At 57.4% G+C, this 12,161-nt stretch carries 9 protein-coding genes; 4 read left to right on the forward strand and 5 right to left on the reverse strand.

Annotated elements, in window-relative coordinates:
* Positions 1-64: 64 nt before the first annotated feature.
* The gene (locus ACQ4N7_RS20235; RefSeq protein ID WP_430713304.1) at positions 65-658 is read left to right on the forward strand and encodes a GNAT family N-acetyltransferase; all 594 of its coding nucleotides are present in this window, start codon (positions 65-67) and stop codon (positions 656-658) included.
* Here the strand turns inward: ACQ4N7_RS20235 and ACQ4N7_RS20240 are convergent.
* From ACQ4N7_RS20240 to ACQ4N7_RS20250, 3 genes are all read right to left on the reverse strand, one after another.
* Positions 645-2,150, reverse strand: coding sequence for an alpha/beta fold hydrolase (locus ACQ4N7_RS20240; RefSeq protein WP_430713296.1), 1,506 nt, complete (start codon positions 2,148-2,150; stop codon positions 645-647). The genes ACQ4N7_RS20235 and ACQ4N7_RS20240 overlap by 14 nt on opposite strands.
* Before the next feature lie 45 nt (positions 2,151-2,195).
* Positions 2,196-3,047, reverse strand: a complete 852-nt coding sequence (locus ACQ4N7_RS20245) for a GNAT family N-acetyltransferase (RefSeq protein WP_430713297.1) — start codon at positions 3,045-3,047, stop codon at positions 2,196-2,198.
* Between the two features lie 174 nt (positions 3,048-3,221).
* Positions 3,222-4,279, reverse strand: a protein-coding gene (locus tag ACQ4N7_RS20250) for an ISKra4 family transposase (RefSeq protein WP_430713298.1) whose coding sequence is annotated in 2 segments (ribosomal slippage) — positions 3,222-4,123 and positions 4,123-4,279 — 1,059 coding nt in all. Because the reading frame shifts where the segments join, the coding sequence is not laid out codon by codon here.
* A gap of 180 nt (positions 4,280-4,459) precedes the next feature.
* On the opposite strand from ACQ4N7_RS20250, the gene ACQ4N7_RS20255 reads away from it, so the two are divergent.
* Positions 4,460-4,846: a GNAT family N-acetyltransferase gene (locus ACQ4N7_RS20255; protein WP_430713305.1), complete on the forward strand. Its 387-nt coding sequence runs from the start codon at positions 4,460-4,462 to the stop codon at positions 4,844-4,846.
* Entirely contained in the window at positions 4,843-5,541 is a 699-nt protein-coding gene (locus ACQ4N7_RS20260; RefSeq protein WP_430713299.1) for a class I SAM-dependent methyltransferase, read from the forward strand. Before ACQ4N7_RS20255 ends, ACQ4N7_RS20260 begins: the two co-directional genes overlap by 4 nt.
* Before the next feature lie 352 nt (positions 5,542-5,893).
* Here ACQ4N7_RS20260 and ACQ4N7_RS20265 read toward each other — a convergent pair whose 3' ends face one another.
* Both ACQ4N7_RS20265 and ACQ4N7_RS20270 read right to left on the reverse strand, forming a co-directional pair.
* Positions 5,894-8,176 carry a DUF6908 domain-containing protein gene (locus ACQ4N7_RS20265; protein ID WP_430713300.1) on the reverse strand — a complete coding sequence of 761 codons (2,283 nt, stop codon included), beginning with the start codon at positions 8,174-8,176 and terminating at the stop codon, positions 5,894-5,896.
* Complete coding sequence (locus tag ACQ4N7_RS20270; protein ID WP_430713301.1) at positions 8,152-8,469, reverse strand: hypothetical protein; 318 nt, start codon at positions 8,467-8,469, stop codon at positions 8,152-8,154. The genes ACQ4N7_RS20265 and ACQ4N7_RS20270 overlap by 25 nt, the downstream gene beginning before the upstream one ends.
* 363 nt (positions 8,470-8,832) lie before the next feature.
* Here ACQ4N7_RS20270 and ACQ4N7_RS20275 point away from each other — a divergent pair, with 363 nt between their 5' ends.
* Positions 8,833-12,132 carry a helicase-related protein gene (locus tag ACQ4N7_RS20275; protein ID WP_430713302.1) on the forward strand — a complete coding sequence of 1,100 codons (3,300 nt, stop codon included), beginning with the start codon at positions 8,833-8,835 and terminating at the stop codon, positions 12,130-12,132.
* Positions 12,133-12,161: the final 29 nt, after the last annotated feature.

Here is a 12,161-nt window from a genome sequence, read left to right on the forward strand (position 1 = left end):
AGATTGGGAGACTCATTCAGTCACCCCTGTAGCTTGGGACGACGATCAAGCAACAACCTGGAAAATTCGCCCTTACCGGCCATCGGACGAAGCCCAGTGGCTGCGCTGTCGGGTGCTGGCCTTTCTCGATACCGCCTACTTCGACAACGTGTATCGCGAGAAGGAGCATTTCGCCAATCTTCCCATAGAGCTGGTGGCCGAGTCAGATGGGCACATCATCGGCCTGATCGACATCGAATGTGAGGCGGAACCCGGCAGCGTTTGCTCGCCCCCAGCCACTCCTAAAATGGACGGGAAAGCAGGCATGATCTGGAACCTGGCCGTTCATCCCGACCACCGCCACCAGGGAGTAGGGAAAGCCCTGCTGAAAGCGGCGATCGCCCTGGCCCAACCCCTTCACCTCCGCCGCCTCGAAGCCTGGACTCGCGACGATGCCACTACCCTGCGGTGGTATGAAGCCCAGGGCTTTGAAAAGGTCGAGAGCTACTGGCATGTGTATCTAGAGGGTGGCGAAGTGGACACCGCTATAAGCATCGCCATCCCTGGCCTCATCCCCCGTCACCTGTTCGCCCATTATCAAGGGGATAATGCGGCTCAGATTCAGAAACGTTTTCGGCGGGTATACGAGTGCAGTCGCTACGACCTCATTCTCCGGTAAGCGTTTCAATATCTTCGCTCAGGGAATGGCGCAGGTAGTCTTGCTCTGGGCCTGAAAGGGTCACATCCCTCGGCAGCGCCTCCAGGGCAGCTTGGTAGGCGGCTCTGGCACTGGGCTTGTCCTTTAAGGTGTAATGGTAGAGGTCGCCCAGGGTTTCATGGGCTTTGGCAAATTCAGGAAAGTGGTGGTTGATGGCCTGGTATAAAGCGATCGCCTCCCCGTGCAATCCCCGTTCCTGCAAGGCACGTCCAACCTGCATCAGCATCGCTGTCGTGACCTGGGAGACATCCTGAGCGATTCGCTGGCATCCGGCTTCAGCGTCCTGGTGCAGAAACAGCTCAAGCAGGGAGGTGGCTGCGATCGCCACTGGCTCAGCACGACGCTCTTGAACGGCTAAGGCTTGACTATCCCGGTCCAGGGCGTGCAGGGTTGCCATCAAATTCTCAGAATTGGGTTCTTCTTTCAGATAGGCATTCAGGAACGCCAGAACGCTCTGACAAACAACCTGGGAGGTCGAACGGATCAGCGGCTCCTGTTCATCGACTCTATCCCCCGCCAAAGTTGAGGCGGTTGGCCCTGGGGTGACAAAATCGTTGTGCCCCAGGTGCTGGACGGTGACGTAGTAGCGATCGGCGTGGCTAAGGGTTTCATAGTGCTCAAACGTCACCGTTGGCGTCACCTTACTGAAAATCATCAGCGGCACCGAGAACCGTTCCGCCCGGCTCAACCGCTCCGCAATATTGCGATAGAGGTGGTCATAGGCCGGGTTCCACTCGCGGGTCGAGTCCAGGCTGACCACTGCCCCCACGTTCGCCTGGGCCTCGGCGGCATAGGCCAACACCGCCGAAGCGCCATAGCTGTGGCCGATCAATCCAATGCGGGCAGGGTCTACCCCATAGCGATCGCCCAGGGCGTTGATCACACAAGCCATGTCCTTGATCGAGCGATTCAGGTCAGAATCCACCCCAAACCACAGGCCATGCTCCGGTGGGTAGGCGCTGGTTGCGACCACGTACCCGTGGCTAGCGAGAAATTCCAACAGCACGGGATTGTCAACAATACTGCCGCCTAGTCCCTGATGGTAAATTACTGCCGGGTAGGAGCCATCTAGAGGCGGCGCGTTCAGGTAGCATCCCGTAGGCGTTTGCAGAAAGCGCTGAAAGGCATCGGTATCCGCCGCATCTAACCCAGACCAGCGCCGCTCGGCCTCGCGGGTAAAGCGATTGAGCTGTTCCACAAAGGCTTGCAGAGAATCATCCGGAGATGACACAGTGAGATAAGCCTCGTAGGGCATAGTGGCGGTATCCTCAGGAGGCTGCGCCGGATACCAAACCTGCACCACAATAGGGCGGCCTTTGAGCCGGGGTGTAGCCGCCCCGGGCTGAGTGCTGTGCAGGTCGTAGCGCCTGCTGTAGTCGTAGGCAATAAACGACTGAAACCCCACCGGGTAGGGGCCAGCGGGAAGTTCTCCCCATAGTGGCGGTGAGGGCATAGCTGATGAAGGGTTATACAACATTTTGACCATTCTCCCTGCCGCCTAATTAGCCGTCAGCGGTTCAAAATGGTAGGTCTTGCTCTCGCCACTCAGGGTATACCCGATCCCTTCATACATGCGGTTGGTTACCCCATTGGCTTTGTCGGCGTAGAGGCAGCAACGCGGTTGGCCATCCTCCAGTAGTCGCTGGGTCAGGGCTGCGGTACAGGTTTTGCCGTACCCTCGCTGTCGATGCTCTGGCGGCGTGTAGATGATAGACAGCCGAAACCCATGTTCCGTCTGTCCAATCCGGCACCCCATCGCCACGGGCTGACCGTCATGCCAAAGAAAGGCATTTCCCCGCTCAATTTGCCCTTTTGCCCAGGCGTCACTATCTGTAGCAGAGTCTCCCAACGCTTCTAACCCAAAAGCCGTAAACCATTGGCTGACCAGGGCCAGGTCTTTCTCTGTCGCCGGTTCTAAATGGCCTTGCGCCCAGATAAACGGACGGATGGTTTCTAGCTGGTAGGCACAGACCGTCATCCCCAGATAGGCCGATTGACCACTCAGCGATTGCCATACCTGAACAAAATGCTCTGCCACTTCAGTCGGGGCATTTAGCCTGGATAAAGAGCCGTAGCGCTGGTTGAGATACTCCGCCAGTCGCGTCACCCCCTCCAGCGACGTCAATGACGTCATCGAGAGTGCCCGGCCCGGCAACAGCATCCCTACGCCCACCAGAGCTGCGTCTGATTCAAGCGTGATCAGGGCAGTCTCAGCCTCAAACCGCTCTGGCTTTTGCAAAAGTGAGTAGCAGGAGGACAGCATCCTGTGGTGCAACGCTTCATTGCGCCGCAGGAAATCTCGAACTCGCAGGTTGGAGGTATAGGCATTCGAGTGTTGAATAACGTCCATGGGTATTGTGTCAGTGTCATTCGACCTCAAATAGCTGATCTCGATACTCTAGGGCTCAACCGATAGACGCGTTGGTTATGGCTGAAAATCTTACGCTGATTCGACTGGCGATCGAGCATCGGCCTCTCCTGCTGGCAATGCTTGAGGGGGTGCGTCCCAGTCTTGCAAGACTCATTATGAGAAACAACGATTCAGATACGCGTATCGTTGGCGCAGAACTTGCTGCACATTGTCTTCCGCCCACTGAGCCCCTGAAATCTTGACCCGCTGCCCAATTTGTTTGACGGTTGACTCAATCTCGCCCGAGCCCACAGAGATGCCTTCAGCGTGGTAGTAGGCATAGTTGACGATGCGGTGCCGATGTTTGGCTAAATACCCGATAAATCGGTCCACTCGCTCATGGGACCAGCCCCTAAACTGCCGCACCGCCGCGTCGACATCCCCGCGCCAGAGACACGACTCTACAGCGTCTAACCGCTGCTGTGAGCCACCGACCTTGCCTAGATTCTCCATAAGATGGTACCAGTCCAGAATCTCAATCCGCTGCACTGACGGCTCGATCTGGGCAACCAAGTTCCAAATCCCGTCGTGACCATCGCCCAAGCACACGAGCGGTGATGCTAACGGCTGCTGGTTAACCCATTCCACCAACGCATCGTTTGCTTTGAAGAATGCGGCAACGCAGCACTGGTGAAGGTTGACGGCCTTGTAATCACGCCACTCACTCGGTTGGCCGTCAGGGGTCCGTAAGCGCACCTTACCCCCATCGAGGCTCATCGCTTTGACCCCGTTATCGACCTGCTCGTCTGGAAACTCCTGGCGGTGTACCAACCGCTGCTGAGTGCTCTTGGAAACCGCTATCCCCGTAAGCACGGCAATATCCTCGGCGGCATGCGCGTAGGCCTCGTTAGCCCTCAGCAGCAAGCAACACCGCTCTAGCTGAGGGCTCCATTGGGTGCGGGCTTTGAGACCGAGCCGATGCCCCTGCGGCTCACTGAGGCTTAATCGGCCAATGATGCTGGTGACGTTTCGCTGTCGCCCGCGGGTTGTGCCGCTGCTTGTGCGGATAAAAAATGGCCGAGCGCTGGCCCCACATGCTCCAGCAAATGACCACGGACGGCGGTTTCGATGCCCCCCAGGGTCTTCACGGCCTCGGGGTCGGTCTCCTCGTACAGTAAGGCCGCTAACTCATCGGTGAGCGCCTTGAGGCGGGCTTGTTTGCCTTCATCCATAGGACTGAACAGTAACGAATTCGATGCTCTCACCGTAGCGCTGATGCCGTCTTATGAGGATAAGCATTAGTGCTCATTACATAACTGGGATGCACCCTGCTTGAGGATTATCAAACCGCTGGGGAACAGTTCCTTCCTCAGCCCCTGCTAGAGCAGCTTCAGACCGATTTTGCCGCATTGGTGCAGCAGTTTTGCTCGGCTGAGGCTGAGCAAAATTTACCGGCAGGTCAAGTACCACAGTCCACGCTGTGGTTGCTGCACAACCAGACTGAACTGCTGGGTCGCGTCAACTTGCGGCATCGGTTAACTCCAGCCCTTGAACACCATGGCGGACACATCGGCTACTGCATTCGTCCGTCCCGGCGGGGACAGGGCTATGGCACTAAAATGCTAGCGCTAGCTCTGGACGAAGCCCGGCGGCTCGGGTTGTCCAAAATCCTGATGACCTGTGATGTGGACAATTTAGCCTCAGCCCGAGGCATTGAGAAGAATGGTGGAATGCTGTTCAGCCAGGGGGTTTCGGATGTGTCTGGCCAACTGATTGCCCGGTACTGGATTGCGCTATGAACCCGCTGAGAACCGACTACATTGCCCACGATCGCATCTACCAACGGCTCAAGACAGAAGGAGCCTTTGGTTGGACCTCAGAGAGCGATCAGACCCAGGTTGTCCAGCCTCGAATTGTGCAGGCGATCGCTCGCCTTGTCCTCGCACCCGGTAGCCGCATTCTCGATTTGGGCTGTGGCACAGGCGATATTGCTATCTGGCTGGCAAGCCAGGGGTATGCGGCCTATGGAATTGATATTGCTCCCAGTGCGATCGCCTGGGCTAAGGAAAAAGCTCAAGCCCAACAGTCCCAGGTTCAATTCACCGTTGGCAGCGTGCTGGACCTGGCGGTCTATGAGGATGACTCTTTCGATCTGGTGGTTGATGGCCGCTGCCTGCACTGCATCATTGGTCCAGACCGAGCCCACACGCTGGCCAATATTTATCGGGTGCTGAAGCCCAGCGGGGGCTTTCTACTTCAGAGTATGTGCGGCGAGGTGGTGGAGGATTCTCCCATGCGGCCAACTTTTGACCCTAACTCTTGCTGCACGATGAATGATCAGGGCATTGCTACTCGCTACATTGGCTCAGCGTCTGCCATCCTTGAGGAGCTGACGACAGCAGGCTTTAGCATTGACAATTGGCATGTCGTCCCCCGTGAAGGCCCCCATGACCAGGATGATTTAGTGGCCCTGGCGGTTAAACCGAACGCCTAACTGGCCGTCCTTATCTATCCAAATCTACGGTAGACGTCTGATGTGTTCGAGATGGAGTGGGGATTTTGCCTTTCGAGTTCAATGGATTTGCCATATGTTCTAAGTCTCGCTGCATGGCTGCGATCGCCTTCTCCGAAAATGACTGTCCCTTCGCTACTTCCCTTGCCACTTCAGTTATCCGGCTCAAATACCCCTCCGGTCTCCCTAATGCCACTGCTGCTCCATGCCACCGCCAGAGCTGGGCCAACTCCGGGCGACTCTGCTGCCACCCATTGCCACTGCCGTCTGGATTGACCAGCACCTCATTCCAGTCCTTGCCCTGATTCGGTGTCAGCCGCTCAATCCCCGGCACCTACTGCGCCATCCGCCAGGCCATCACCTCCCCCGCCACATCGGCATCAAACGCCGCCGCCACCATCCCCCCACTCCGCAGCACCGTCTTTAATGCTTCGACTGGCACCCCACCAGAGCCATCGGTCGAGAGGTAAATTGCCACCCCTGCCGATCCTCGCTGCGCCCGATCCAGCATCGCCAGCGACATTGCATCGATCGGCGACTCCACCAGCAGCACCCGGTTCACCGGCCCCTGCCCCGTGCCAATCCAAAACCATCCCCGGTTTCTAGCCGAGCCCGGCGCTAGCCCATGGAAATAGTTCTCATCTCCCCAAGTTCCTCGCAAACTGGCCCCAATGACCTCGCCCCGACTCCAGGTTTGAGCCTGCAACTGGTGGCGCAGAAATACGGCATTCTGGTGGTCATCGGCAAAGATCAAACCCCGCTCATGGAGCCGATCCACCAGCACTGCCGGTAGCTTGCGGGTTTCCACCAGATACTCACGCACCCCGGTCCAGCGATGTTCATTTGTGGCGGGCATCTCCAACACCCTAGGCTCTCGCTCTTTAGTTTGGGCATAGGTCGCTACGTGAGTAGGCCGTTGAGATAAGTCTCTTCCTGACAGCCACTCCACCGCCTGCTTGAACTCTGCTCCTTGAACATGCATGACTAGGTCGATCGCGCCTCGCCCCCCGGAATCCGCTAACCAATCCATGAACAGCGGCCCGCTGATACTGATGATGTGGTCGCCATTGCGCCATTTGTGTTTGTCGTGGCGATCGCATTCCAACCCCAAATGCGCCGCCACATCCTCTAAATCCGCTCCCCGCACCTCATCGGCAATCTCTTGTAGCGTTGGCCCCTGAACCAGTTTTACGGGGTTAGTCTGGGGCAGATTCTGAGATGGCGGGGGCACTGCTGTCGCTGGCTCCTGCTGCCACAGCGGATCTGGGATTGGTCGTGATCCTGGGCCAGCAGGGTGCCCTGTCCGAAATGGCTCCACATCAAACAAGCTCTGCGCCTGAAACTCAGGTTCTTCAGTGGCTGGAGCATCAACGACAGGTTCGGCTTCAAGCTGAGGTGGTTCCTCTACAACGAGGGCAAGCGATTGATGGGGGTGGACAGCGATCGCCCCCTCCCCCTCTACGATCACCACCTCCCCCTGCTGGGTCAACCTGTCCAAATACTTGTGTAAACTCTGCACCGGAAATCCCGCCATCCGTACTCGTCCGAGTTCCTTCACCCCAGACTCCATGCTGGTGCCAATCATCTCCAGATGCTCGATCAAGGGTCGAGCCCCGTCGAGAAACGCCTCATAAAACCGCTGGTCTGGCGACTTCACCAGCACGATCGCATCGGGATACTGGTCTTTCACCTCCAGGTATTGGCGCATATCACTCGGCATCCGCGATCGCTCATCCTCCGGTTCCTGTGGGGACACCACCTTTACTTCGGGTGCTGCCTGAGCCTGTATCTGAGCCTTCGCAGCCTCCGCAAACCCCTGCTGCACGATGTTTTTGGAGAACATCTGGGCAAAAGTGCGATCGGGCAGCCGCGACTCCCCCCCTCGAAGACTCTGCACCGCCGTCTCCTTAAACTCGATGTGCGCCTCGCCCCGCACCCGAAACACCATCTCCGAGTCGATGAACATATCTCCGTTTTGGGTCAGGTAGTGGGTCAGGTACAGCTCATCGCCCTGCCGCTCTACCACCAGCGGGATGAATGGCTCATTCTCAATGCGCAGATGAAACTCCTGGGAGGTCATTACCTCCTGCTCAATCCCCGCATTTCTCAAAAACCGCAGAATCCGCTTCTCCAGTTGGCCCATTGGGGGCGGATTGGGTACGGCTGGAGACGCCAGACTGTCTGCTGGTTCTACCGGTTCTGAACTGGCTTGACTGGCGATCGCAGGCACAACCGGCTGAGAAACAACCGGGGGCTTCACCACCTCCACCTCCACCTTCTCTAGCGTCGGCAACTCCACCCCCATCAACTGTCGTGCCACCTCCTTAAACTCAAACGCTGCCAGGGTGTAGTTTCGCTGGTGCATCACCACCCCCAGCACTCGCTCCAGTCGTTCTGGGGGAATGACGACTTCCATGCGATCGGCCACCGAATAAAAATCCGACCCCGCCGCCGCAATTAGTTCCTCGTCCAGGTAGTACCGCCCACCCGACTCCTTCGATTTCGGCGCTTGCAGAATGAACCCCTCCCCCGCCTGCTGGGGCTTCAGCAGCAATAACTCATCCAGCGTCTTCACCGTTCCCTGCCGGTTGGTCAGCTCTGTGAGGAACCGAAACAATAGGTGTTCTGGATATTCTTGGTGATATCGCTCACTAGGAACGTCGCCCCAAAGCCTCCTTCCCCCAACTTGCTTTCAACGCGGTACTTTTCAGCTAATACATCGCCTTTTTTCAAGGTAGAAAGTTTTTTCTTCCGGGGCGGGGCGGCAGCAGGGGCTGGGGGTACCGGTTGGGTAAGCACAACTTCGGTTTGGTTGGATCGCTGTAAACCTCCAGCTAAAGCAACGCTACCACCACCTACCAGTCCCATTCCAGTGATAAATCCGTTACCGCTAAGCAGGCCGAGCACCATAGTGGCGACTCCACCAATAAGGCCGTAGCCGACGAGAGGGCTACCTTTTTTCTGGCTCGGTGCAGGCTGGGGAGCAGCAGGTTGAGGGGTCGTGGCTCTCTTAGCCTGCTGTTGCCGCTGTAGCTTCAGGGAAGCACTGGCTGATGCCTTGGCCTGATGAGGGGACTGTTTAGCGGGGTCACTCATAATTCCGGCACTAGAGTTGGTTCACTTACAGTTCCCACCGTTGGCGGAGAAAAACCGGATTAAACGCATTGGGGTGATCTGCCACAAAACTCATTGGTCTCTAATAAACCTCTGCATTTGCCGGATAAGCGTTGCATTCTGGGGACAATAGAGTATCGCTAAGGTGACTGAAACTACATGGTTAGTCTCGAAGACCTGACTAAGGGCAGCATTATTCTGGGTATTTTGCCAAATACCCCAGTCACCATTGTCAGTACCGAGTGGATGGGCGATGACGCGCTGGTGATTGTCTATCGCCAGGCCAACGGTGACGTTGATCAGGAGATTCTGTATCGCGATCGCGAGCCCGATCTTGACCTCGTCCATGCCGACCAACCCTGGAGCTTCACGGGCGATGGCGAAAAGCTGCGTCTGGTCTCTGAGGCCCACCGCATTCGTCTAGCCCACCTGTTCGACCCGCTGCTGGCGGTGCACACCTCGATGGTGGAGCCGTTGCCGCACCAGATTACTGCGGTCTATGGTGAGATGATTCCTCGGCAACCGCTGCGTTTTTTGCTGGCGGATGACCCAGGGGCGGGCAAAACTATTATGGCTGGGTTGCTGATGCGGGAGTTGCTGATTCGTGGCGACCTGCACCGCTGCTTGATTATTTGCCCTGGCAGTCTGGCAAACCAGTGGCAGGATGAGCTGTACCAGAAGTTCCATCTGCCCTTTGACATTCTCACCCGCGATCGCATCGAGGCAGCCCGCACCGGCAACGCTCTGGGTGAAATTCCCTTTCTCATTGCTCGCCTAGATCAGCTCAGCCGTAGCGATGATCTGCTGGCTAAGCTCAAACAGACCGACTGGGATCTGGTGGTCTGTGACGAGGCCCATAAAATGTCAGCCTCTTTCTTTGGCAAAGAGATCAAAGAAACCAAGCGCTACAAGCTGGGCAAGATGCTGGGCGATATCACCCGCCATCTGTTGTTGATGACGGCGACCCCCCACAACGGCAAGGAAGAAGACTTTCAGCTGTTTATGGCGCTGCTAGACAGCGATCGCTTTGAGGGACGGTTTCGCAATGGCGTGCATGCCAGCGACACCAGCGACCTGATGCGGCGCATGGTCAAAGAAGACCTGCTCAAGTTTGATGGCAAGCCCCTATTTCCAGAGCGGATTGCCACCACAGTAGGCTACAAGCTCTCAGAGTTAGAAGATCACCTCTACCAGCGGGTGACCGATTATGTGCGGGAGGAATTTAACCGGGCCGAAAGTCTAGGCAACGATGGCCGCAAGGGAACCGTCGGCTTCGCTCTGACCATCCTACAGCGGCGACTGGCCTCTTCTCCAGAGGCAATTTATCAGTCGCTAAAACGGCGGCGAGAACGGCTGCAAAAGCGCGTGCAGGAAGAAGAGCAACGCAAGCGCTCCCTGAGTGATCTGCTGGACTTTGGTCCCACCCTCGCGGTGGAAGACATTGAGGACGATTTTGATGACTATGCCGATGATGAGCGAGAAGCCGCCGAACAGGAAGTGGTAGACCAGGCCACAGCAGCCCAAACCATTGCCGAGCTAAGGCTAGAGATTGCCCAACTGGAAGAACTGGAGTCGTTGGCGCAGCGGGTGCGGCGCGGTGGCAACGATCGCAAGTGGGATGAATTGCGCAAACTGCTCCAGGATGAGCCAACCATGTTTACGGAGCAAGGGCATCGGCGCAAATTGGTCATCTTTACCGAACACCGAGATACGCTGAACTACTTGATTGACCGCATTCAAGTACTGCTGGGCCGTCCGGAAGCGGTGGTCACGATCCACGGCGGTCTGCGACGAGAGGAGCGCAAACAGGCCGAAACGGCGTTTAAGCAAGATGTGCAGGTGCAGGTGCTGATCGCCACCGATGCGGCTGGGGAAGGCATCAACCTCCAGCGTGCTCACCTAATGGTGAACTACGACCTGCCCTGGAACCCCAACCGGCTAGAGCAGCGGTTTGGCCGCATTCACCGGATCGGCCAAACGGAGGTGTGCCATCTGTGGAACCTGGTGGCCGCAGAAACCCGAGAGGGTGATGTCTACTTTTCGCTGCTGAAGAAGCTGGAGGTGGAGCAGAAAGCCCTGGGTGGTCAGGTGTTTGATGTGCTGGGGCGGGCGATCGCCGGGAAAGAACTGCGACAGCTGTTGATTGAGGCCATTCGTTACGGCGATCGCCCCGACATTAAAGACCGATTGAACCAGGTGGTGGAAAACCGGCTTGACCAAACCCGCCTGCGCGAACTGCTAGACGAACGTGCCCTGGCCCGTGACTCTATGGATGCCTCTAAGGTGCAGCAAATTCGCGAAGACATGGAGCGGGCCGAGGCGCGGCGGTTACAACCCCGCTTTGTGGCGGCATTTTTTCTAGAGGCGTTTCAGCAATTAGGGGGGCGGGTCAACCCGCGAGAGGCCAAGCGCTACCAGGTCTCCCATGTGCCCTCGGCCCTGCGCAGCCGCGACCAGCAGGTTGGACTAGGCGAACCCATCCTGCGCAGCTATGAACGCATTTGCTTTGAAAAAGACGTGATCAACCTGGCGGGTAAACCAGGGGCCACCTTCCTCTGCCCTGGGCATCCGCTACTGGATGCGGTGATTGATCTCACCCTAGAGAAGCATCGAGACCTGCTCAAACAGGGGGCGGTGCTGGTGGATGCCAGTGACCTCAACGAGCAGCCCAGGGTGCTGGTCTACCTAGAGCACAGCATTCAAGATGCCCGCACCGACTCGGCGGGGCGACGGCGGGTGGTGTCGCGACGTATGCAGTATGTCGAAATTGACCCAGATGGGCACATCGTCAATGCGGGGTATGCCCCTTACCTCGACTATCGGCCTTTGCTCGATGGCGAAAAACCCTTGGTGGAACAACTGCTAGGGGCCGACTGGCTCAAGCAAGATCTAGAGGCCCAGGCCAAAACCTATGCCGTTAAACACCTGGTGCCGCAGCACGTCCAAGACCGGCGCGACCAGCAGGGCGACCTGATCGACAAAACTAGAGCCGCTGTGCAGGAACGACTGACCAAAGAAATTCTCTATTGGGATCAGCAGGCCGAAAAGCTAAGACAGCAGGAGGCCGAGGGCAAACCCAATGCCAAGCTTAATTCTGAACGAGCCAGGGCCAGGGCCGATGAACTGCAATCCCGGCTGGAGCGGCGGATGGATGAACTGGCCCGCGAACAGAAGTTGGCCCCCATGCCACCCCTGGTAGTGGGCGGAGCCCTGGTTGTACCCCTAGGGTTGCTGCAACGGCTGCAGGGCAAGCGCGATGTTACCGCTAGTCTGTTTGCTAAGGAAACCAAACGGGTGGAGCTAGCCGCCATGGCGGCGGTGATGGCGGCTGAGCGGCAACTGGGCCATGAACCCAAAGACATTATACTAAATCCGGATAACATACCCCCGAAAGGATCGGGCTCTTCATGCGGGCCACCAGTGATAGTTGGTCAAGGCTTTAATCTCGGATTGCATTGACAGCAAGGTGCGGCAGCGAGCCTCAAGGA

The organism is Nodosilinea sp. AN01ver1, from assembly GCF_050565655.1.
Taxonomy (GTDB): domain Bacteria; phylum Cyanobacteriota; class Cyanobacteriia; order Phormidesmidales; family Phormidesmidaceae; genus Nodosilinea.

What these genes read in the sequence shown, in the direction of transcription:
- ACQ4N7_RS20240 (WP_430713296.1), bottom strand. Translation starts at nt 2,150, where the DNA reads ATGCCCTCACCGCCACTATGGGGAGAACTTCCCGCTGGCCCCTACCCG.
- ACQ4N7_RS20245 (WP_430713297.1), bottom strand. Translation starts at nt 3,047, where the DNA reads ATGGACGTTATTCAACACTCGAATGCCTATACCTCCAACCTGCGAGTT.
- ACQ4N7_RS20260 (WP_430713299.1), top strand. Translation starts at nt 4,843, where the DNA reads ATGAACCCGCTGAGAACCGACTACATTGCCCACGATCGCATCTACCAA.
- ACQ4N7_RS20270 (WP_430713301.1), bottom strand. Translation starts at nt 8,469, where the DNA reads ATGGTGCTCGGCCTGCTTAGCGGTAACGGATTTATCACTGGAATGGGA.
- ACQ4N7_RS20275 (WP_430713302.1), top strand. Translation starts at nt 8,833, where the DNA reads ATGGTTAGTCTCGAAGACCTGACTAAGGGCAGCATTATTCTGGGTATT.